Source organism: Neorhizobium galegae (assembly GCF_017877135.1).
In the GTDB taxonomy this organism is placed as follows: Bacteria; Pseudomonadota; Alphaproteobacteria; order Rhizobiales; family Rhizobiaceae; genus Neorhizobium; species Neorhizobium galegae_A.
The window spans coordinates 81517-104077 of the sequence record NZ_JAGIPH010000010.1; the positions used below are offsets into that span (position 1 = coordinate 81517).

The window sequence follows — 22561 nt, forward strand, 5'->3', positions numbered from 1 at the left end:
CGATGGAGAAAATTCTGAAGGGCAAGGTGGCGCTCGTAACTGGTTCGGGTAGACCCGGCGGCCTCGGCCAGGGGATCGCCCGGCATCTCGCCGATGCCGGCGCCTGCGTCATGCTGCACGATCGCGGCAGCCTGTCCGGCGACATCGCGCCGTCGCACGGCATCGGCACCTCGTCGGACCTCCAAGCGATGGCGGAAGAGATCCGCTCCCAGACCGGCACGGAGATTGCCACCGTCACCGGCGATCTGATGGACGAAGCGGCGATCGAAAACATGGTCGCTGCGACCGTTGAACGCTTTGGCCGGCTGGATATCCTCGTCAACAACGCCGGCATCGGCTACCTCTTCGGCCCCACGACCGAGATCGACGCAAGCCATCTCGATGCGGTGCTCGGCGTCAATCTGCGGGCCGCGATCCTTGCCACCAAACATGCGGCCCGGCAGATGATCGTCCAGGGCCAGGGCGGGCGGATCATCAACATCGCCTCCCAGGCCGGCAAGTCGGGATTTGCGCTGGCAACGGCCTACACGGCCTCCAAGCATGGCATGATCGGCCTCACCCGCTCGACGGCCATCGAATTCGGGCCGCACGGGATCACGGTTAACGCGATCTGCCCCAACCACGTCACCACGGGGCTCGGCAGCTGGCAGAACGACTTCATGTCATCCGCTCGCGGCCAGACCAAGGACCAGTATCTTGCCGAGATGCGCGCCCGCATTCCGCTCGGACGGACGGGCACGCCGGACGATATCGCAAAAGCGGCCGTCTTTTTATGCTCACCGGCGGCAGACTACATCACGGCCGAAGCCATGAACGTCTCCGGCGGCGAGGAGTATCATTGATGCCCCGCGCAAGGAGGGCCGGCGGTGTCGGCCGCGCTCACATAGTCTCAATCAGCATTGGAAGGAAGTGAATCATGTCTGGTCTGGACAGATCGGCCGTCGCGTTTGATGTCGAATTCCCGGTGGTCGTGGTCGGCGCCGGCGCTGCGGGACTGACCGCTGCGCTCGCCGCCCGCGACGCAGGTGCCGAAGTCTTGCTGCTGGAGCGCGACGAGACGCCGCGCGGCAGCACCAGCATGTCGCAGGGCTATGTCTGCGCCGCCGGCAGCAAGATCCAGCGGGCCGCTGGCATCGAGGACGATGCGGAGCGTTTCTACGCGGACATCATGGCGCGCACGCGCGGCACCGCCAATCCCGATCTGGCGCGCACCGTCTCCGACAATGCCGGCCGCGCCATCGACTGGCTGGTGGAGAACCACAAGATCCCCTTCGAGATGAACCTGACCTGGGGCGGCTTCTTCGGCCATTCCGTCAACCGCATGCATGGCGTGCCCTCCAAGCGCGGCGAAGAACTCCATGGCGCCCTGATCCGGGCTGCGGAAGAGGCAGGCGTCAATCTCGTCACCGGCGCCCATGTCGACAAGGTCTTTGCCGACGAGACCAACACGGTGGTGGGCGTGCGGGTGAGGCGCGCCGACGGCAGCGAGGAACTGGTGGGCTGCCAGACGCTGGTGCTCACCACCTGCGGCTTCGGCGCCAATCTCGAAATGGTAAAGACCTATATTCCGAGCTTCGGCCAGGCGGCGAACTATCGCTATTTCGGCCACGAGGGCAATGAGGGCGAAGGCATCGAATGGGGCAGAGACCTCGGCGCGGCACTCGGCAGTATGGATGCGTTCCAGGGTTATGGCGCGCTGACGGAGCCCTATGGCATCATCGCCAATTACGACATGGTGATGAACGGCGCGGTCACCGTCAACATCGAGGGCAAGCGCTTCTCCAATGAAAATGCCGATATCTCGGCCCAGGCGCTGAACATCCTGGCGCAGCCGGAAGGCACGGGCTGGATCATCTTCGACGATGCCCGGCGCGCCATCGTCGAGAACCTGCCGGAGTTCAGGGATCTCGTTACCCTCGGCGGCGTCCGCACTGCATCCGACGCCGATCAACTGGCAGCGCTCATTCGCGTTCCCCCTGACGCCCTGAAGGAGACCCTCGCCGAGGTCGAGAAGATGACCCGGGGCGAGATGGCGTGCACCTTCGGTCGCGACTTCAGCAAGTCCGCACCGCTGTCCGGCACCCTGCATGCACTGAAGACCACCGGCGCATTGTTTCACACGCAGGGCGGGCTGAAGGTGAACAGCAAGGCGCAGGTGATCCGCGCCGACGGCACGCCGCTGCCGAACCTCTTTGCCGGGGGCGGCACGGCGGAAAGCATTTCCGGCACCGGCTGCAACGGCTACCTGCCGGCCGCCGGCCTCTGCATGGCCGTGACGCTCGGCATGCTCGCAGGCGCATCCGCTGCCGAACTGGCGGCGAGCGCCTGAAGAGACTGACGACACGAAAAAGGCCGGCGGCATGATGATCACGCAGCCGGCCTTTCTTCGAGCAAAGCAGTGAGAGCAGTCGGCTAGAGCGACTGCAGGTGAGCGACGATTTCGTCTTCCGTCACCACATCCGCATATTTGGCGTTCATGTCGAACAGATTGGCCTCGTGCGGGCCAGGATGGCGATCACCACAGGCATCGCGCACGACCGTTGTGATGAAACCATGCGACATGGAATCGACGCAGGAGGCGCGAACGCAGCCACTGGTCGTAAGCCCGGTCAGGATGACATTGTCGACGCCCAGCGACGTCAGCAATGATGCCAGCGACGTGCCGAAAAAAGCGCTTGGATACTGCTTCATCACCACGAATTCGTCCGGATAGGGCGTGAGCCCCTTGGCGAAGGCCCCCATCGGATTGCCTGCCGTGAAGGCCTTGAGCGGCTTTGCCTTCTGGAAAAAGCGTCCGCCGTCCGCGCCGCTTGGATGCAGCAGTACGCCCGTCAGGATGATGGGGATCTTCTTGGCCCGCGCGACCTCGCGGATCCTGAGGGCGCTTGCCAGGGCATCATCGACGCCGGCATAGAGCGGATCGGTGGGCTCGTAATAGGCCTCAGCGAAATCGACCAAAACCAGCGCCGGCGACTTGCCGAAGCCGACCCGGTTGTCATAGGCCTTCCGGTAATTCTCCATCAAATTCTCAGACATGCTCGATCCTTTGCAGAGGGTGCCTGCACACCCGGATTGGTCGACAGTCGGGACCGGCACGAATGCGCATGCCGGCCCCCCTGTCGCAGCACGCTCCAGACCGTGCCCTCGTGGCAGGCGGCCTGGAACGGTCGTCCCTGTGGCCTTCCTCGCCTATTCGGCACCGATCTGGATGTTGGACCGGGTTTTCATCAATGGTTGCACATGCTGGCCGAACTGGTCGAGGCCGATCAGGAAATCGTCGAAGGTCAGCATCAGGCCTTTGGTGCCCGCCACCGCGCCGGCCTCATCGAGCATCCGGGCGACAGTTTCGTAGGATCCTACGATGGTGCCGATATTCATGTTGACCGCGCCTTCCGGCAGATTGATCGACTTGGCGGTGGAAGACGCGTCGGCATTGGCGTCCTTGCTGCCCTGGTCGGCCATCCAGGCGAGCGCGCTGATATCGGCGCCGTCCTTGTATTTCTGCCACTTGGCCATCGCCAGCTCGTCGGTCTCGTCCATGATGATCATGAACAGCACATAGGCGCCGACATCGCGGCCGGTCTTCGCGGCAGCTTCCATCAGGCGTTCATTGCCGGCAGCATAGGCGGTTGGCGTGTTGATGCCGACACCGAGCACGAAATTGTAGTCGGCATATTGCGCGGCAAATTCCATGCCCCGCGGGCTTTGGCCGGCCGCGACGATCTCGATCTTGTTCTCCGGCATCGGCTTCATCATGCAATCCTTCATGGTGAAGTGCTTGCCGTCGAAGGTGCATTGGCCGTTCTGCCAGAGCTCTTTCATGACGTGGACATATTCGCTTGAATAATCGTAGCGATATCCGAAATAGTCGTCACCGGGCCACATGCCCATCTGGTCGTATTCCGCCATCTGCCAGCCCGAGACGATGTTGATGCCGAAGCGGCCCGGCGCCACGCTATCGATGGTGGTCGCCATGCGCGCGACGATTGCCGGCGGGAGCGTGATGACGGCCGTCGAGGCGAAGAGCTTGATACGGTTGGTAACGGCCGCAAGGCTCGCCATCAGCGTAAACGACTCCAGATTGTAGTCCCAGAATTCGGACTTGCCGCCGAAGCCGCGCAGCTTGATCATCGAGAGCGCGAAGTCGAAGCCGTATTGTTCGGCCTTCTGGACCACCTGCTTGTTCAGATCGAAGCTGGGCTTGTATTGCGGCGATTCCGTCGAGATCAGCCAGCCATTGTTTCCGATCGGGATGAAGACACCGATATTCATCATATTCCCCATTTGCTTGGTGATGTGGTTGAGTTCTGGCGATCATTCGACAGAGCCGGAGCGCGCGGCGCGTGAAGGCTCGTCGTGTGTCGCAAAGCTTTGCTGCCCATGTCCTCTTTCCGCGGCCTCCTAGATCAAGCTCGGCAGCCACAGAACGATTTGCGGAAAGAGCGTAATCAGCAGCGTGAAGGCGACCATGACCAGGAAGAAGGGAATGATCGACTTCGACACGGCGCCAAGGCTCGCACCCGTCAGGTTCTGGACGACGAAGAGGTTGAAGCCGACCGGCGGCGTGATGGCGCCCATTTCGGCGACAAGGACCAGGAATATGCCGAACCAGATCGGATCATAGCCTGCCGCATTGATGAGCGGAAACGTGACCGGAAGCGTCATCACGATCATCGATGTTCCGTCCAGGAAGCAGCCCAGGATGACATAGAAGACGATCAGCACGGCGATCAACGCGATCGGTGACAAATGGAGCGAGGCGACGAATGCACCGACCTGAGCGGGTATCCCCAGGAAGGCCATGGCCTTGGCGAGAAACAGAGCCCCGCCGAGGATAAGGCCCAGCATGGCGCAGGTCCGCACTGAGGATGCCGTGGCGGCCATCAGCAATTTTACGGTCAGCACGCGCTCGTAGGTCGCGATGGCCAATGAGCCGAACACGCCCATGACCGCCGCTTCGCTCGGCGTCGCGATCCCGCCATACATCGAGCCGATGACGAGGAGGATCAGGGCCACCATCGGCAGCAGCCCAATGGTGGCCTTGAGCTTTTCAGCCAGCGTCATCGTGATTTTTTCGTCCGGCACCACATTCGGAAAGAGGATGGCGTGGATCATGACGTAGAGGCTGAAGCAGGACGCCAGCAACAGGCCCGGTAGGATGCCGGCCGTGAAGAGTTCGAGTACCGAAACGCCGGTCAGCACGCCGTAGACGATCAGGACAAGGCTTGGCGGTATCAGCAGGCCGAGCGCGCCGGCACTGGCGAGCGATCCCATGGCGATGGAAGGCTGGTAGCCGCGGCGCAGCAGTTCCGGCAGGGTGATCTTGCCGATGGTGGCAGCAGTCGCCGCCGAGGAACCGGATGCGGCTGCGAAGATCGTGCTGCCGAGCACGTTGATGTGCAGAAGCCTGCCGGGGATCGGCGAAACCCAGGGCGCAAGGCCACGGAAAAGCTGTTCGGCAAGCCGTGTGTGGAACAGGATGTCGCCCATCAGGATGAACAGCGGCAGCGCCACCAACTCCGGTGAAGTGAGGCTCGTCCAGACATCCTGGCCGAGCAGGCGGATCACCGGCATGGTCTTGAAGATCTCAAGCCCCATGACGCCGATACCGACCAGCGACAACCCAACCCAGACCGAGGAGCCGAGAAGCACCAGAGCCAGGAGCAAAATCGTGACCATCGCCATCAGTGAGCTCCTGCGCCTGTTTCGGCGCTGTCCGGCCGCAGCTCGGGTTCCAGGCCGGCCAGAAGCCGGATGAGGCGTGCGAGAAGAGAGATGACGAAGATGCCCAGCATCGCCGCCGTTGCCGCCTGCGGATAACCGAGCGGCGTGCCGCTTGCGTAGAACGACACCGTGCCGTAGCGGAAGCTGCCGACAGCCAGCATCGCCAGCGCGCTGCAGAGATAGCCGGCAAGCGCGATGCCGACGATGGTGCAGCCTATGTCGAGGCCCCTCGCCGCCCCCTTGCCGAGGGCCTGCGGGAGCATGGCCACACGAATGTGGCCACCTTCGCGGATAGCCTGCCCGCAGCCGCCGAGCAGCACGGCCGCAAGCAGATAGCCGTTATATTCGACGACGAAGGACAGGGATGACGAGAAGAACGTGCGCAGCAGCACTTCCGCACCATCCATGAGCACGAGCGCAGCAAGGCTGATGCCTGCGAAGATGGCACCGAAGCGCGACAGTCCGTCTGAAATCTTGAGGAAAATATGCATCTGCCTACCGGATTTGCGAGCCACGACCCGGTCCAAGCCGGGCTGACGAACTCTTAGTTGCGGCCAACAGCCTTCAGATATTCAGCGACCAGATCCTTTGAAGGCGGGCCGATCCGCGTGAATGTCTTTTCCCAGACGGGCCGGGCTGCGGCCTGCATCGCGGCCGCCACGTCGGCCGGCGGTGCGCTCACCTGCATGCCGCCGGCACGCAGCTTTTCGACGGCCTTGGCATCCTCGCCGGCCGAAACTCTCCAGAATTCCGGCTGCAATTCCGCAGCAAGCTTTTCCACGGCGGCCCGGTGCTCGGCGCTCAGCGCGTTCCAGGCGTCCATGTTCACCAGCATGGCGTTCGAGGTCCACAGATGGTTCGTCAGGTATGTGTATTTGAGGAATTCCCAGTATTTCTGGTCGGCGGCAGTCGTCATCGACGTCGTGGTTGCATCGAGCGCGCCCGAGGCGAGGGCCGGCAGAACGTCCGCAATCGGCATCTGCACCGGTGTCGCACCCAGCGCTTCGAAGAATTGCGCGGCATTGCTGTCAGGCGTGCGGATCTTCAGACCCTTGAGATCTGCGACGGATTTGATCTCGCGCCGGCTGAAGATCTGGTTGGCGGGCCAGGGCACGACATAGAGCACTTTGACGTTATGGCGTGACAGCCCTTCCTTGACCTTGTCCAGCACCTTGCCATGCAGGACCTTGAGGTCGTCCTGACTGGAAATCAGATAGGGCAGCGATTCGACACCGCTGATCGCGACCTCGCCCACGGCCTGCGAAAGCGGTGCATCCGCCATGGGCACCACGCCGTCCCGCACGGACCGGATGGTCTCAGGCCCCTTGATGCCGAGCACGCCGCCGGCCTGTACGTTGATCGTCAGTTCGCCGCCGGTGACGGCTTTGGCCCGCTCCGCAAAGGTCTGCGCATCGATCGTATGGAATTCCTTCGGGCCCCAAGGCAGAGCCATGTCCCATTCCTGCGGGGCGCTTGCCGCATTGGCGGCGTGCAGACAATACATCAGTGTCGAGGCGAGCAGGACGCTCGTCAGCCGTGCAATATTCATCGTCGCTGTTCCCTTTATCGGAGCTTTGCTCCTCTTTATGAGACCGATCTTTCAGCGGGCGACAGGTCTTGTCAACCAAAAATGCATACGCATTCACACATTAGCGACCTGTCTCCAACGGCGCGACCGGGCGCAACGCCTGCCATTCTTTGAAAATCCAGCGATATGAACATGCATCCGTCACCGGTTGCCGCGTTTCCTGCCGCCGATCACGGTAGGCGAGTATGCATGCGCATTCAGAAGGACATATTCGTAAAATCTGCCTTAGGCTCAATCACGCATGTCGGACGAGCACCGCAAAGCCGTTGATCCGCAGCCATGGTATGGGTGCGCTCCTGATGCCGGCACACAACTCCAGGGTTCGTCGGGTCTGAGGCTCGCGATCGGCGCGACCGCCCCGAACTGCACGGCGGCTCGAAATTGCGCCTGATCAGGCGAAGCTGGAAAAACGTGCCCTCTGCTTTCCTCAATTTAGTACATCAATTTAATGGACTAAATTGACCCAGGACAACGTTTGTTAGAATATGGTGACAGACGCTGAGGGCCGGACATGACACCATTTTCTCTGCCGCATCTCGGCATTTTCGATTTGTCTGCCTTTAGACCCGGCGGCCAAGGCTTTGCTTCGCTGAAGCGTCGGGAGGAGGCGGAAACGAGCACCATGTCCGACCCTGTCGGCATCCCCGCCTCTGATGATCGCACGGAAAGCTCCCGGATTTACCTCTGGAGTTTCTTTCCCCTCTTCTGAAACACATGGTTTGTAAGAGACCATGATCGAAAGGTTACCTCATGTCCCGGATTGGCCCGCATGCAGCCATTCGACCCCTCAACACGGGTGACGCGCTCATGCGCTGTTGCCGCCTTGCAATCGCAAGGGGTTGAGAATGCTCGAAACAATTTTTAAAGCCGAGGCTGCGTCATGGAAAAGAGTGTTGTGGAATTTGCAGGTTTACCCGTCGGGATAGCCGTCAACGAAGGCAGTGTCTTCCGCTTCATTGCGGTGAAGTTTCATGTCATCGACTTGGATAACCAGAAGTTCGAAAGTCTCGGCGATCTGCGCAGAGCCATCGTCCGCCATCTGAACGACGCGCGCCAACTCGCCGCTTGAAATTGGCTCGCCGCAGGCGAGGATTGCTGGACCATTGTCCGCGAGGTTCGCATCCAAAAGCTTTATCAGGCTGCACCGCCGGGTCACGATCATGCCACGGGAGCTGCGATATCCCCCTTCGCCACAAGCGATCGAGACAGCATCATCGTCATGAGATCGACGGATTCCTCCGCCTCTGCTACGTCCGTCTCCAGAAGAGCCGTCCCTCGTTTCTCAACGCACAAAGCCGCTCCCTTGACGGGTCCGATGCCAAGCCGTGGTCCGGATTACCGTTCGCGCAAGCTGTCGTGCAGATGTTCAAGCAGCGGAGCGAGGAGGAAATCCATGATACGCCGCTTGCCGGTGAGGATCTCGGCCTTGATGGACATGCCGGGCTGCAGGGTTACTGTGTGATCGCCGTTCTTGAGAGCGGCGCCTGGGTCAAGGGCCACCCGCACCGCATAGCGCAGGTGCTCGCCAGCGCCGAGCGCGTCCGCGGCATCTCCCCGCTCGGCACCCTGTGCCACCATGCCGGAGGACGCAGAGCCGGGATTGGCATCGCGGTCGATCGACACGACGGTGCCTTTCAACAGACCAAAGCGCGTGAAGGGATAGGCATCGACCTTGATCTCGACTTGCTGGCCGGGGGAGACAAAGCCGACATCCCGGTTGCTGACGTCAGCCTCGATTTCGACAGGGGTGTCGATCGGGGCGATCGAGAGCAGTTGTTCGGCAGGCGTCAGAACGCCTCCGACGGCAAAGACATGCATCTGCTGCACCTGCCCGGCAATCGGCGCGCGCAGCGTGAGCAACGCCATCCGGCGCGCGGCCTTCGCCAGCGCCTCGTCGGCCGCGACCATCCGCTGCCTTGCATTCGCCAGATCGGCGCTCGCCATGTTTGAAATTTCGGCACCGGCTGCGATCATCTGCTGGCGCAAACCCTTGATGGCCGCATCCACCGACAGGAGCTTGGCCTGGCTGGTCTCGCGCTCCCCCTGCGCTTCCACCACGGATTGGAGGCTGGAAAGGGCCTGATACTGGGGCAGGAAGCCGCCCTGCGCGGTCTTCGAAACAATCTCGTTGCGCTTCTCGATGAGCGGCAGGATGGCGTCCAGCTTGAGGATCGTCTGGCGAAGCGACTCGCGTTCGGCGGTCCTTTCGGCAATGGCCTGCTCGATGCCGGCCATCCTGGCATTGGAGGCAACCACCTGCATGCGAAGCTGCTCCTCGGCCCGCCTCACCTCGTCCGCCGTCGTGTCAGGGACAGATGGGAAAGCCGCCGTCGGTCGGCCCGCGAGAAAGGCGTCGAGGCGCATGATGTCGAGCCTCGCCTGTGCACGATCATGCCTTGCCCTGTCGAGTTCAGCGGCCGCCGTCGTCTTGTCGAGCTCGATGAGCGGTGCACCGGCGCTGACGATATCCCCGGGCTTGACGAGAATGGCGGCAACAGTCGAGGTTTCGAAAGCCTGCACGACCTGCGTCCGCGACGGCGTCACGAATTTCCCCGGCGCCACCGCAACGATGTCGACCTGGCCAAAATAGGCCCAGCCGATGGCACAGAGGGTCGCAACCCCGATCACACCAATGATCAAACGGCCCAGGGGGTTGGGCGGCGTTTCCATCACCTCGAGGGCTGCCGGAAGAAAACTTCGCTCGGGCGCATGAAGAAAGAGTGCCATGATTGATACTCCGATTACCGAAGGCCGGCCTGAAGGCGGAACAGGTTCGAATAGCGCCCGTCTCCGGCCACCAGCGTCTCGTGCGTGCCGTCCTCGACGACACAGCCTTCTTCGATGGTCAAAATGCGATCGGCGCGACGAACCGTGGAGAGGCGATGGGCAATGATCAGGACCGTGCGTCCCTTGCAGATCTCGCGCATGTTGGCCTGGATGGCGGCCTCGGATTCCGAATCGAGCGCCGATGTGGCCTCGTCGAAGATGAGGATGCGCGGATTACCGGCCAGCGCACGCGCAATGGCAATCCGCTGGCGTTGCCCGCCCGACATCGACACGCCCCGCTCGCCGACCTTGGTGTCATAGCCAAACGGCATCTGGGTGATGAAGTCATGGGCACCCGCCATGCGTGCCGCCTCAATGACACGCTCCAGCGGCATCGTCGGTTCCGCCAGCGCGATATTCTCGCGGATCGTATGATTGAAGAGGATATTGTCCTGCAGCACGATGCCGATCTGGCGCCTGAGAACAGCAGGATCAAGCAGGCTCACATCGATGCCGTCGATGAGGATGCGGCCGCTGTCCGGCTGGTAGAGACGCTGGACGAGCTTGGCAAGCGTGCTCTTGCCCGATCCGGAGGGGCCGACGATGCCGACGACCTGGCCGGCCGGGACCTTGAGGTCAAGCCCGCGCACCACGGCGCGCCCTCCCGGCGTGTAGCGGAACGTCACGTCTTCAAACCGGATGTTGCCTTCGATCGCCTGCACCGAGATGGCCGTCGCCCCCTGCGGCTCGACCGGCGTGTTGAGAATATCGCCGAGACGCTCGACCGACAGGCGAACCTGATGAAACTCCTGCCAGACCTGAACGAGGCGCAGGATCGGACCGCTGACCTGCCCGGCCAGCATATTGAATGCCACGAGTTCACCGACGGTCATCTTGTTTGCGACGACGAGGCCGGCACCGATGTAGAGGGTGATGGCCGTCAGCCCCTTGTTGATCAGGTTGGCCACCTGCGAGGCCCAGTTGCCCAGTTGTGCGGCCGAAAAGCTCGCGGAGACATAGGAGGAGAGCTGATCTTCCCACCGGTTCTGGATCTGCGGCTCGACCGCCATCGCCTTGATTGTCTCGATGCCGGTGATGCTCTCGACCAGAAATGCCTGGTTTTCCGCGCCGCGCTTGAATTTCTCGTCCAGGCGCCTGCGGAATGCCGGCGTCGCCGAGAGCGACAGAAGTGCATAAAGTGGCAGACTGGCCGTAACGATCCAGGCAAGGGTCGATGAATAGAGAAACATCACCCCGATGAAGATCGTCCCGAACAGCAGATCCAGCACAAGCGTCATCGACGTCGACGTCATGAACTGCCGGATCGTTTCGAGTTCACGAACCCGGGCGACGCTGTCGCCGACGCGACGAGCCTCGAAATAGGAGAGCGGCAGGCGGACCAGATGCTTGAAGAGACGCGACCCGAGCTCGACGTCCATCCGGTTGCTGGTATGGGCAAACAGCCATGTCCTGAGGCCGGACAGAACCGCGTCGAACAGAGCAATCAGGGCAAGACCGCTCACCATGACGGTCAAGGTCTCGAATCCATGGTGGACAAGAACCTTGTCGATGACCGTCTGGAAGACCAGCGGCGTCGCCAGCGCAAACAGTTGCAGCACGAGCGAGGCAAAGAAGACTTCTGCGAGAATGAAGCGGTATTTCGCTGCCGCCGAGAAAAACCAGCCGAGGTTGAACTGGCGTGCCAGATCCGACACCGGCGCACGCTTGGCCAGCAGGATGAACTGACCGGCGGTCAACGCCATCAGTTCCGCGACCGGAACGAGGCGTGGAGACGCCTGATCGACGAACTGGACGAGAACCTGCCCGTCGACATATTTGCCGGCGACGGCAAATCCGCCATCCTTCAGGCAGATGATCGCCGGGAAAGGCACACGGCCCACGCGGCCTGCGGCCATGACAACGCGCCGGGCCTTGACCGGAAAGCCCCGGGCGCTGCGCAGGACGTCAGTGATATCGAATGGCTCCGCCTTGCCAGCGTCCCGCCACAGCCGCAAGGGATCGGTGACGATGCCGTTCAGATGAAGGACAAGCGCCAAGGCCCATGCGCCACTATCAGGCAATCCGGAATGCATCGTCTGTTAAGCCCCTGTGTGAAGACCTGAGCTTAGGCGATGGCCTTTGCGAAGGCGTTAAGCGCCCCAGATTTCGGACAATTCGGTTAAAAATGTATGGATCGGGCTCGGCGCGGCCCGACGGATGCCCGCAGGCTTCATTCGGCATTCCCACCGGAGCGGCACCGGACTGCCGAGCCGATTTTTTGGACATACATTAGAATTTTAGAATTCTTCGTAAAAGCGCATCAAGGCGTGCGTGTCAGGGTCGGAGCCAACGAGTAATCCCGGCGACGAAAGAGGATGGCATGCTTGACCTGATGAACAATGACGCGTTCTCCTTATACCGACCATTGAAGAAGGCCGGCGGCATGAGCGGCTTGAGCGATGATGCGGCCGAGGCGCTCCCGCTGCGCTCCACCCCTCACTTTGCCGACCAGGCCAGTGCCTTTGCACAGGCCATCGTATCCGTGCAGCAACCGGTCTTTGCAAGCGACGCCGGCCATGGCGGCCAACACTCCCTGTCGACGGCACTCTCGTCTGCAAGCGCCTCGCAACGCTCCCTGCCTGGCCTCCCGGCCCGCCCGACCTCCGCGCTCGTCTCGTCGCTGCCGGTCGCGGCTGCCGTCGCAACCACTGTCAAAACACCTTCGAACATCGTCGTTGCTGCAACAACCGGTGCGGCCAAGACGACTGCGGGTGCTCTGCCGACATGGGTATCGAAAATCGTCACCGCCTCGATCGCCAGGGACCTGACCTCTGCCATTTCGACCGGCACGGTCAGCGAATCCGGCCTGGCGACGATGATGACCAATCTCGTTTCCGCGCTGACGACCAGCAAATCGACACTGACGGCGCAGCACTTCAACGATCTGAAGACGATTGCAACCAATCTGAGCACGATGGGCACGACATCGTCCTATATCAACTATGTCTTCAACGCGCTCGTCAACGGCCACAGCGCCAACGCCACCTGGACCGGCGGCGCCGCGTCATCTGTGAAACTGGGCAACCTCGCCACCGGCTCGACAGCCACCCAGCTTTCCAATCTCACCGGAAAATGGCTCCTCGGCACCGACACACCGAGTTCGGCCGTCAAGGTCGGCAGCTCGAACTACAAGATCAGCTATTCCATTGCGTCGAAGCCGCTCTTTGCCACCTCCGGCCCGGCCATGACCGACATCAACCAGGGTGGCCTGGGGGATTGTTACTTCCTGGCGAGCTGCGCCGAAATCGCCAGCCATAACGCCGATCTCCTCAAGTCCATGTTCACCGACAATGGAAACGGCACCTATGGCGTGCGCTTCTATTCCGGCGGCAAGCCACAATATGTCACGGTCAACGCGCAGCTGGCCAATGGCGGCTCTACGTTCGACCATTCAAGCACCAGCCTGTGGGGGCAACTGGCGGAAAAGGCCTGGGCGCAGTTCCAGGCCGGCGGGATTGCGACTGGCAACACAAAGGTCAACTACGGCAATTCCTATTCGACGATCGGCAATGGCGGATATGCGACCAATGCACTGGCTGCCCTGACCGGCGCCACCGCCTTTACCGAATATTACGGAAACGGCTCCAGCTGGTCGGCCTACACCCGCAATGCGTCACTCGTTTATACGGGTGCCCAATCAGGGCTGACCACGGCAAGCATCCAGTCATCGCTGATCTCGGCGCTCAATGCCGGCTATAACGTCGTCCTGTCGTCCTACACCAATGCGAAAGACGCACAGAACAAGACCACGCTGGTCTCCAGTCATGCCATGTCCATCTATGGCTTCAACAGCGACACCAACATGTTCAAGGTCTACAACCCCTGGGGCACCGCCGGTGCGTCGCAATCCTGGCGCACGACGTTCGAGGTCGGTCTTTCGACCCTGCTGGCTGCCAAGGATGTCATCAGCGTCGACAACGTCTCGGCCGCCGTATCCTCCGTTGCATCGGTTGCCTCGAAGCTCACCAGCTCGATCGCATCTCTGACGTCTTCGGATGCGGCAACGGCGACCCTCGCCAACGTCTCCTCCACCAGCCCCAGAATTGAACTCGCAAACGCCGCATAGGTTGGCGGCGACGATCCGGGCTTCTTCCTCGGCAAGGCGCCTCATCAGCCTGTCGATGTAACGGCCTCAAAGCCCAACCTCCCGAGTGAATGGCCGGCGGATGATGCCGGGGACAGCGTATGAAATGACGCGGTCTCCGGCATCATCCACCGGCCGTGATCGTTTCGCATGCCGTCCAGCGTCCGCCAATTCAGGACCGAGCGTTGCCCAATCGGCAACGAAGACTGCTTAAGTCTCAACTTCCCAGCAATGCGCCAGTCTGAAAACATAGCGCCTGGCAGTCCCCCAACTGGACGAGACCGAGGAGCATTCCGGCATGGCCTATATCATCACCCAGCCTTGTATCGACGTCAAAGACGGCGCCTGCACGGCCGCCTGTCCCGTCGATTGCATCTATGAGGGCGGGCGCATGTTCTACATCCAGCCGGACGAATGCATCAATTGCGGCCTTTGCCTGTCGATCTGTCCCGTCGATGCGATTGCATGGGATGAGGAGGTGGCGCCGGAGGCTCATCGTTTCATCGAGATCAACCGGCAGTTCTTTTCCAGCGCGGTGAGCGGCCTCGGCTCCCCCGGCGGCTGGGAGAAGGTGATGCTCCCCCTCGACCATCCGGACGTTGCAGCCTTCAAGAAGGAATCCGCCTGAAAAAAGCCTGGTGTGGCCGTCAAACATCCGTCAGCGGGCGACGATCTCTTCCATCGTCGCCGCAAAGGCTGCAAGCCGGTCGGAAAGGTATCCGGCCATGACTTCGGAGGCATAGGGGAGCTTGCGGGTCCGGGGTGTCATCACGCCCAGGCGTGCGGCCTCGCTGCGGATGCCGGAAATCGGCAGCGCCAGCACCTCGCCCCGCTTCAACTCCTCATAAAAGCCCATGGGCGTATAGAAGGCGACGCCATGCCCGGAGAGAATCAGCGGCTTCAGCATCATCTGGTTGTTGCTGGAGACGAGCGCGCGGGCGTGTCGCTCCAGCGCCCCAAGTTCGAGCGAAAACATCCAGCTCGTCACGTCATTGTCGAGCTGCAGCAGGAGCTTGAACTGGGCGCATTGCTCCACCGAAACCGTCTTCATCTTCGCAAGCGGATGCCCCTTGGCAACGATCGCCATGATCGGCATGGGTACAGAATATAGAAGCCGCACATCGCCCGGCCGGGCAATATCAAAGGTGATGCCGACATCCACGTCATCATCCGCCAGAAGGCCGAAGATGCGGGCATAGTTTTCCGTGCGAATGCGAAAATCGACCGCCGGATGGTTCCGGGTGAAATCCACCAGGCACTGCGGCATGAAGGTGATCGCCAGACTGTCGAGGCAGGCGATCGGAACGCGCCCGGTAATCTTGCCGGCGAGATCGCCAAGCTCGCCGCGCATCACCTCGTAATCCTGAAGCGTCGCCTTGGCATGGCGCAGCACGATCCGCCCTGCCCCCGTCAACCGCAGACCATCCGGCAGCCGCTCGAACAGCGGGATGCCCAGCTCATCCTCCAGCTTCTTGATCTGGCGGCTGAGCGCGGATGTCGCGACATGCAGCTCTTCGGAGGCCTTGCGAATGGAGCCGGAGCGGGCAACCGCCGCAAAATACTTCAGGATGCTGGCGTGCATGGCGTCTCCGGCAGTTTACGCCTGACTGTCTTACCGCAAGCTCAGCGTCCCTTCCAGACCGGCTTGCGCTTCTCGATAAAGGCGGCCACGCCCTCTTGCGCATCCTCGCTCTGCAGCGCCCGCACCAGCGGCTTGGTTCTCAAGGCCTGCGCTTCGGCAGGAGACAGATGGCCGGTGCGGTTGACGGTATGCTTGATGGCTTTCAGCGAGAGCGGCGCGCAGGCGACGATGTCACTGACCCAGCGCTCGACCGCTTCGTCCAGCTGCTCGGGTTCCACGACTTCGTTGACGATGCCGAACTCATACATCTCGGCGGCGCTGAACTGCCGGCCGGTCATCAGCACGGCCATGGCACGATTATGTGGGATTTTCCGCTGCAGGAGCACCATGCCGCCATCGAGCGGCATGCGCCCGACGCGCGCCTCCGGCAGGCCGAAACGGGCATTCGAGGCGGCAATCACGATATCGCAGCCGAGAACCATTTCGAACCCGCCGCCGAGCGCAAAGCCGTTGACGCGGGCAATGACCGGAACATCGAGGCTGCGGCGGAAAGACAGCCCGCCAAAGCCGTTCGGCCGGTCCTCCACCCAATAGTCCACGCCGGATTTGTTGACGCCCTTCATATCGGCACCGGCACAGAAGGCTTTTGCGCCTGAGCCCGTCAGCACCACGCAGCTGATGTCGTCGCGCGCCTCGATCTCCCGCCAGATGGCTTCGAGGGCGGCTTCCGTCGCCGCATCAACGGCATTCATCCGGTCCGGTCGGTCGAGCGTCACCCGCGCGACCCGGTCGCTCACCGCAAACTGCACGCTCATGCCGCATCCTCGCGGCCTTGGGAGCCGATCGTTGCCAGAATTTCGGCATTGTGCTCGCCAAGGCGGGGCGGCGGAATACGAACGCGGACTTCCGCCGCCGACATGTCGATGGGCGAGCCGATCAACCGGATCGGCCCTGCGGCCGTTTCGCCAGCCTCCAAGATCATGCGGTTGATCAGCGTCTGCTCGTCTTCCAGGGCTTCGGCAATGGTGCGCACCGGCGCGCAAAGAATATCCACCGCCTCCAGGCGCTTCACCCAATGGGCGGTCGAATTCTTCTTGAACTCCTCGCGGAAGACTGTCTGCAGTTCCGGGCGGTGCTGCATCTGGACGTCGAAATTGGCGTAGCGCGGATTGGCCGAAAGGTCCTCGATCTGAAGCGCCGTGCAGATATCCTGCAGCGGGTTCTGCTTGAAGGCGCCGACCATGACAATCGCGCTGTCGGTGGTCTCGAAGACGCCGGTCAGCGGGAACGCCCCCCAGTTCAGCTCCCTGTTGCGCATCATATGCACCGTGCCCTCCTGCATCTGCATGGCGAGCATCGAGGAATAAAGGCTGACGGCCACCTGCTGGCCCTCACCGGTCTTTTCGCGATGCAGAAGCGCCAGCAGAATCCCCTGGACGAGATGCATGCCGGCGGAAAAATCGGCAAGCGGCGTGGCGTAGATGGACAGCGGATGGCTCTGGTCGGACTTGCGCCGCATGACGCCGGACACGGCCTGCGCCAGAACATCCTGCCCGCCTTTATGCTCATACGGACCGGTGAGGCCATAGCCGGTTCCGACGGCGTAGATGAGTTTCGGGTTGCGCGTTTTCAGTGCCTCATAGCCGAACCCCATCCGCTCCATCACGCCGGGGCGAAAATTGTTGACGACGACATCCGCCTGGTCGATCAGCGCCAGCACGCTTGCGCGCGCATCCTCGCGTTTGAGGTCGAGCGCCAGGCTGCGCTTGTTGCGGTTCAGCGAGCAGAAGACGGGGTTGTTGAGGCCATCCGGATCAGACCCCAGCGACCAGCGCGAGAGATCGCCGATCTTCTCCTTCTCGATCTTGATGACGTCTGCGCCGTAATCGCCCAGCATCTGCGTGCAGCAGGGGCCAAGCATGACTTGCGTGAAATCCACGACACGAATGCCGGACAGGGGAAGAGTGGTCATTCGGCTGCCTCCAGGTAGCTGGCATTGGCGGAAGGGGTGTCGCCCGGATCGGCCCCTTGCGCGCGCATCTGTTTCTGAATGGATGTGATATCGGCCTTGCGCACCGTCGTTCCGGCGTTGAGGGCAACGGTTGCCGCCACACCCGCCGCCTCGCCCATGGCCATGCAGGGTGGGATCTCGCGGCTGGATTTCTGGGCCTGTGGCGTTGCGGAATAATGACGGCCGGCCACCAGCAGTTGGTCCACTTCCTTCGGCAGCATGGCACGGTAGGGGGTGTAATAGTCGCGGCCGCGGCAGACGGTGTCGGCAAAATGCCTGCGGCTCATCACGTCATCCTTGGTCACCACATAGTCGCCCTGCAGCATGCGGGTCTGGCGCACGCCCGTCTGCGGCGCAAAATCCACCACATAGGCCTGTTCGAAGCCGGGCATTTTGGCGCGGGCGAACTCCAGCAGCCGGCCCATGCGTGCCCTGCCCTCCATTTCCGCCGCCGCCAGGTCCTCGACCTTGAGGCCCGAGAGCTTTGGCATGTGCGGGCAGTTGAGCCAGACAACGCCCGGCAGCGGGGTCTTCAGCCACCAGTAGGACCAGCAGCCGCCAATGAGGCGCTTGGCTTCATGATCGAGCGCCTTGAAGGCGTCCGGCTCCTCGAATTCGAAGCGTTCGGCCGCTTCCGTATCGACGCCGCCCCAGCGGGAGACGGTGGTCAGGATGAACGTGTCCTCGATGTAGGAGGCACCGGCATTGGCCGCCACATCGAGATCGCCCGTCGCATCGATGACGACACCGGCCATGATGGCTTCCAGACCGGATTTCGTCTGGCAGACGACGCCCTTGATCACCCCGTCCTCGACAATCGCGGAGGAGAACCAGCTATGGGTGCGAAGCTTGATGCGGCTTTCGGAAAAAATGTCGTAGGCCACCTGCTTGAAACCATCCGGGTCGAAGGCGGCGGCATAGCAGATCGGATGCGGCGCGGTCGGCGTATGGAAGTCGAAGAGGCCCCAGCGCGCCCAGCGGCGCCAGCTTTCCGGCAGGTCGCGGCTGTCGATCTGCCGGTCGTTTTCATCCGGCACGACGCACAGGTTTTTCGAGCGCATCCGCTCGATCATCTCGGTGCAGATGCCCTGCACGGTGATCTCCAGCCCGTTCACCATGTCATCGAGCACGAGCACCATGCCGCCTGAAGCGAGCCCTCCAAGATAGGGGTAGCGCTCGATCAGCGTCACGGAAGCACCGTTGCGGGCAGCGGAAATGGCCGCCGAAATCCCGGCAGGGCCGCCGCCGACGACGACAACATCGGACCGGTCGACAATGGTCGCGGGGCGTTGAGGGATTAGGATGGTGGCGTGCATGGTCATTCCTCCCGGTCGTGCCGGCATGGTGAAGGGCGCGCGACCTCACGGGTCGCGCGATTATTGGGTTTGGCGGGAAGGTCTATTCGTGGCTGGAGGGCTTCCAGCGGACGACCTTCCTTTCGGCAAGGGACACGGCGAAGAACAGAAGCACCGCCAGCGTCGCGGCAATCACCACCGTCGCGTAGAGGAGCGGTGAGCGGAAATTATAGGTCGCTTCGATGATCAGCGCGCCGAGCCCGTAGCTGGAGCCGATCCACTCCGCCACGATGGCGCCCATCACGCTGCTGGTGGCGGCGATCTTCAGCGCCGCAAACAGGAACGGCAGCGAGGCGGGAATGCGGACCTTCCAGAAGATTTCCGTCGGGCTTGCCGACAGCACCCGCATCAGGTCGAGCATGGCCGGGCTCGTGGATTTCAGACCCTGCACCATGTTGACCAGCGTCGGGAAGAAGCAGATCAAGCCTGCGATGATGATCTTCGGCGCGATGCCATTGCCGACCAGCAACACGAGAATGGGCGCAAGCGCGATGATCGGGATCGACTTGATGATCACGGCGACCGGATAGAAAGCCTTTTCCGCAAGCGGGCTATAGACGAACCAGATCGCCAGCAGTACCGCCACCAGATTGCCGAACAGGAAGCCGAGCGCCGCCTCCAGAAGCGTCGGCAAAAGATTGTTCCACAGGGTCGCGCCATTGTCGTGGAAGGCATAGAGCACCGCGACGGGACTGGGCGCCATGAAGGTCGGCACCGAGAAGCCCCAGACGATCAGTTGCCACAGCGCAATGCAGCCGGCGATGGCCAGCATGGCCGGCATGTTGTCCGCGACCGACGAGAGGACACGGCTTGCTCTCGAGACCCGGCGGGGCTCGTCAGCGGCAGTCTTGTCGTGGACGGGCGCGATGGAGGAGAGAGTGTCGGCCATCAGCATTCCTCCAGAAGACGACGCAGATGCGCGGTGATGCGGATGAACTCGACCGTATCGCGGATCGCCAGTGTCCGCTCGGACGGAAGGTCCACCTTGAGGAACTCCTTGACGCGCCCCGGATGGGCGGCAAGCATCAGCACATATTCACCGAGAAACACCGCTTCGGGGATCGAGTGCGTGACGAAGACGATGGTGGTTCCCGTCTCCTTCCACAGCCGCAGCAGTTCCTCGTTCAGCTTGTCGCGGGTGATCTCGTCCAGCGCTCCGAAGGGCTCGTCCATCAAGAGAATGCGCGGACGGCTGACGAGCGCGCGAGCGATCGCCACCCGCTGGCGCTGGCCGCCCGAAAGCTCATGCGGCAGGGCGTTCTCACGGCCTTTGAGGCCGACAAGCGCCAGAAGCCTCTCCGGATCGGCATAGTTCTCCGTCTGCGCCCGCCGGCCGACTTCCAGCGGCAGGCGGACGTTGTCGAGAACGCTGCGCCAGGGCAAAAGCGTCGCCTCCTGAAAAACGAAGGCAAAGTCGCGCCCTTCACGCGCCTTCTGCGGCGTCTGGCCCAGCACGGAAATGGATCCATCGCTGATGTGCACCAGATCCGCAATGCAGCGCAGAAGCGTCGATTTCCCGCAGCCGGAGGGGCCGATCATCGTGACGAGCGCCCCCTTCGGAATGGTGACCGACACATCCTTCAGCGCTGTGAACTGCGATAGCCCGGTGCCGAAGCGTACGTCCAGATGCTCGACGGACACGGCAGCAGGTGCCAGGTCCTGCGCTGGAAGGTCCATTTTAGGCTGAGCCATGGCCATGACCATTATCCTACCTGTTTACGGATGTCGGCGGTCGCTTCCAGAACGGACAGGGTCATGATCTCGTCCACCGTCGGCACCTTTTCCTTGAACTGTCCGAGATCCGCATAGGACTTGATCTGGGCTGCCCAGTTCTCTTTCGTCATCGCACCCCAGCCCACCGTCTTCGTGGTATCGTTGAAGGCGAATTTCATCAGCGGCCCGATGGCCTCCAATTCGCTCGCCTTGTCGAGATTGGGGAAGGCTTCGACGAGAAGATTGACCGCCTCTTCCTGGTGATCGCGGGCATAGCCCCAGCCGCGGGCGGTGGCTGCCATCCAGCCCGCAAGTTCCTTGGGGTGGTCGGCGAGCTCCTTGTCGGTCGTGTAATAGACATTGGCATAGAGCTGGATGCCGGTATCCCACAGCATCAGGTCGACACGGTCGTCGCCCAGCACCTTCAGCGCATTGGTGTTGGTCAACCAGCCGACGACGGCATCGGCTTGGCCGGTGACGAGCTGGTTCATGTCGGCACCCATATTGACGATCTTGACCTTGTCTTCGGGCACGTTGTTCTTGGCAAGCAGCGCGCGCAGCAGGATGGTACCGGTCGGCTGGATGGCGACCGTCTTGCCGATCATGTCCTGCGCCGAGCGGATCGGCTTTCCCTTGCGGGAGAAGTAGGCGTAAGGGTGTTTCTGATAGCCGGCGGCAATCGCCTTCAGGGGCACGCCTGCGCCGCGCGCCAGCATGACGGAGGGACTGGAGGAAATCTGGCCAAGCGTGCTCTGGCCGGAGGCCACGCCCGCGACACCATCGACGTTCGGGCCGCCGGGCACGATTTCAAGCTCGATGCCCTGTTCGGCATAATAGCCCTTCTTCATGGCGACAACCTCGCCCAGCAGGCCGTTGGAGGCAAGCCAGCCCAGTTGCAGGCGGATCTTTGCCGGCGAGGCGGCGCTGGCCGGCTGGATCGAGAGCAGTGACTGGCCCGCAGCAACAGCCCCCATGGCCGCTGCCGTTGTGATGAAGCCTCTTCTGCTGACTGTGAATTGCGACATGTGGATCCCCTCTCTTTTTCGAGATTTATGACGGGATCATTGCCGAAGTGGGCGTTCTCATAAAGAACAATTTTGAGTTCATCCCATTGCCGAATAGGCAATCCTCTCGCTCGTCATTGCTGGCGCAAAGCCCCTATGTCTTGCGACGAAGACGCGCTACACTTTCACGCGTCAACCAATGAAAACGCTGGGAGGAGCAATTTCATGAAGCGGATGTGGCCGGAGAAATTCGAATTCATTCTGGACAATGCCGAGGAAGTGACCCTGGATATTCGGCCGGCGGCCGAAGAAGGCGCGCATAGTGACGTGGCCCATCGCCAGGCCCTGAAGGTGCGTCTCACGCAGGAGGAGTATGAAAGCATCTGGCCGCTGGCGGAGGCACGCTACCGGCTGGCGGGAAAATTCCACGGCAAGGCCATCACCCTCATCGTCAACAATCCCCATTACCATCGCTGGCACCCGGCGAGTGCCGGAAGCGTCGCCATGACGTCCGACAGCGGCAAAGAGTATACGATCCCGTACATGACCGTCTATTTCCTGCTGGACGATGTCCGGGAGACCGCTGCCGCCTGACATATGCCCCCGGGCGGGCCACGAGCCTGCCCGGTCGGCGTCGCAGCAGGCCGGCGTTTGGCACCGCGGCCTGCCAATCG

21 protein-coding genes are annotated in these 22561 nt (G+C 62.0%); 7 read left to right on the forward strand and 14 right to left on the reverse strand.

Annotated features, from left to right (window positions below; all coding sequences use genetic code 11):
* Positions 1-2: 2 nt before the first annotated feature.
* Together J2858_RS21790 and J2858_RS21795 are read left to right on the forward strand one after the other, a co-directional pair.
* On the forward strand, positions 3-842 hold the full coding sequence (locus J2858_RS21790) for an SDR family NAD(P)-dependent oxidoreductase (protein ID WP_210106976.1): 840 nt from the start codon (positions 3-5) through the stop codon (positions 840-842).
* 74 nt (positions 843-916) lie between these two features.
* Positions 917-2329 (forward strand): FAD-dependent oxidoreductase, encoded by a 1413-nt coding sequence (locus tag J2858_RS21795; protein ID WP_210106977.1) that lies wholly within the window; start codon positions 917-919, stop codon positions 2327-2329.
* A gap of 83 nt (positions 2330-2412) precedes the next feature.
* On the opposite strand, the gene J2858_RS21800 is transcribed toward J2858_RS21795, so the two are convergent.
* The 5 genes from J2858_RS21800 to J2858_RS21820 all read right to left on the reverse strand — a co-directional run bounded on the left by J2858_RS21800 (position 2413) and on the right by J2858_RS21820 (position 7273).
* Entirely contained in the window at positions 2413-3036 is a 624-nt protein-coding gene (locus J2858_RS21800) for an isochorismatase family protein (protein WP_210106978.1), read from the reverse strand.
* Between the two features lie 153 nt (positions 3037-3189).
* Positions 3190-4272, reverse strand: a complete 1083-nt coding sequence (gene rutA / locus J2858_RS21805) for a pyrimidine utilization protein A (protein WP_210107065.1) — start codon at positions 4270-4272, stop codon at positions 3190-3192.
* A gap of 129 nt (positions 4273-4401) precedes the next feature.
* A complete protein-coding gene (locus J2858_RS21810) occupies positions 4402-5685 on the reverse strand; it encodes a TRAP transporter large permease (RefSeq protein WP_210106979.1) in 1284 nt (427 codons plus the stop codon).
* Complete coding sequence (locus tag J2858_RS21815; RefSeq protein ID WP_210106980.1) at positions 5685-6215, reverse strand: TRAP transporter small permease; 531 nt, start codon at positions 6213-6215, stop codon at positions 5685-5687. The genes J2858_RS21810 and J2858_RS21815 overlap by 1 nt, the downstream gene beginning before the upstream one ends.
* A 53-nt stretch (positions 6216-6268) precedes the next feature.
* Positions 6269-7273 carry a TRAP transporter substrate-binding protein gene (locus tag J2858_RS21820; RefSeq protein WP_210106981.1) on the reverse strand — a complete coding sequence of 335 codons (1005 nt, stop codon included), beginning with the start codon at positions 7271-7273 and terminating at the stop codon, positions 6269-6271.
* A 550-nt stretch (positions 7274-7823) separates the two neighbouring features.
* Between J2858_RS21820 and J2858_RS21825 the strand changes: the two genes are divergently transcribed.
* Together J2858_RS21825 and J2858_RS21830 are read left to right on the forward strand one after the other, a co-directional pair.
* Complete coding sequence (locus tag J2858_RS21825) at positions 7824-8021, forward strand: hypothetical protein (protein ID WP_210106982.1); 198 nt, start codon at positions 7824-7826, stop codon at positions 8019-8021.
* 171 nt (positions 8022-8192) lie between these two features.
* Entirely contained in the window at positions 8193-8381 is a 189-nt protein-coding gene (locus tag J2858_RS21830; protein WP_210106983.1) for a hypothetical protein, read from the forward strand.
* Between the two features lie 266 nt (positions 8382-8647).
* Here J2858_RS21830 and J2858_RS21835 read toward each other — a convergent pair whose 3' ends face one another.
* Together J2858_RS21835 and J2858_RS21840 are read right to left on the reverse strand one after the other, a co-directional pair.
* Positions 8648-10039 (reverse strand): HlyD family type I secretion periplasmic adaptor subunit, encoded by a 1392-nt coding sequence (locus J2858_RS21835; RefSeq protein ID WP_210106984.1) that lies wholly within the window; start codon positions 10037-10039, stop codon positions 8648-8650.
* 14 nt (positions 10040-10053) lie between these two features.
* A complete protein-coding gene (locus tag J2858_RS21840; RefSeq protein WP_210106985.1) occupies positions 10054-12171 on the reverse strand; it encodes a type I secretion system permease/ATPase in 2118 nt (705 codons plus the stop codon).
* A gap of 287 nt (positions 12172-12458) precedes the next feature.
* Here J2858_RS21840 and J2858_RS21845 point away from each other — a divergent pair, with 287 nt between their 5' ends.
* Both J2858_RS21845 and fdxA read left to right on the forward strand, forming a co-directional pair.
* Positions 12459-14204, forward strand: a complete 1746-nt coding sequence (locus J2858_RS21845; RefSeq protein ID WP_210106986.1) for a C2 family cysteine protease — start codon at positions 12459-12461, stop codon at positions 14202-14204.
* 316 nt (positions 14205-14520) lie between these two features.
* Positions 14521-14850: a ferredoxin gene (gene fdxA, locus J2858_RS21850; protein ID WP_210106987.1), complete on the forward strand. Its 330-nt coding sequence runs from the start codon at positions 14521-14523 to the stop codon at positions 14848-14850.
* Between the two features lie 30 nt (positions 14851-14880).
* On the opposite strand, the gene J2858_RS21855 is transcribed toward fdxA, so the two are convergent.
* The 7 genes from J2858_RS21855 to J2858_RS21885 all read right to left on the reverse strand — a co-directional run bounded on the left by J2858_RS21855 (position 14881) and on the right by J2858_RS21885 (position 21908).
* Positions 14881-15804: a LysR family transcriptional regulator gene (locus J2858_RS21855; RefSeq protein ID WP_210106988.1), complete on the reverse strand. Its 924-nt coding sequence runs from the start codon at positions 15802-15804 to the stop codon at positions 14881-14883.
* 41 nt (positions 15805-15845) lie between these two features.
* Positions 15846-16619: an enoyl-CoA hydratase-related protein gene (locus tag J2858_RS21860; RefSeq protein ID WP_210106989.1), complete on the reverse strand. Its 774-nt coding sequence runs from the start codon at positions 16617-16619 to the stop codon at positions 15846-15848.
* On the reverse strand, positions 16616-17776 hold the full coding sequence (locus J2858_RS21865; RefSeq protein ID WP_210106990.1) for a CaiB/BaiF CoA transferase family protein: 1161 nt from the start codon (positions 17774-17776) through the stop codon (positions 16616-16618). Before J2858_RS21865 ends, J2858_RS21860 begins: the two co-directional genes overlap by 4 nt.
* Positions 17773-19131, reverse strand: coding sequence for an FAD-dependent oxidoreductase (locus J2858_RS21870; protein WP_210106991.1), 1359 nt, complete (start codon positions 19129-19131; stop codon positions 17773-17775). Before J2858_RS21870 ends, J2858_RS21865 begins: the two co-directional genes overlap by 4 nt.
* 82 nt (positions 19132-19213) lie before the next feature.
* Positions 19214-20065, reverse strand: coding sequence for an ABC transporter permease (locus J2858_RS21875; protein WP_432443387.1), 852 nt, complete (start codon positions 20063-20065; stop codon positions 19214-19216).
* Positions 20059-20862, reverse strand: coding sequence for an ABC transporter ATP-binding protein (locus tag J2858_RS21880; RefSeq protein ID WP_432443388.1), 804 nt, complete (start codon positions 20860-20862; stop codon positions 20059-20061). The genes J2858_RS21875 and J2858_RS21880 overlap by 7 nt, the downstream gene beginning before the upstream one ends.
* Before the next feature lie 11 nt (positions 20863-20873).
* Positions 20874-21908 (reverse strand): ABC transporter substrate-binding protein, encoded by a 1035-nt coding sequence (locus tag J2858_RS21885; protein ID WP_210106994.1) that lies wholly within the window; start codon positions 21906-21908, stop codon positions 20874-20876.
* Positions 21909-22121: 213 nt separating this feature from the next.
* Here J2858_RS21885 and J2858_RS21890 point away from each other — a divergent pair, with 213 nt between their 5' ends.
* Complete coding sequence (locus J2858_RS21890; RefSeq protein ID WP_210107066.1) at positions 22122-22481, forward strand: hypothetical protein; 360 nt, start codon at positions 22122-22124, stop codon at positions 22479-22481.
* The last annotated feature ends 80 nt before the right edge of the window (positions 22482-22561 follow it).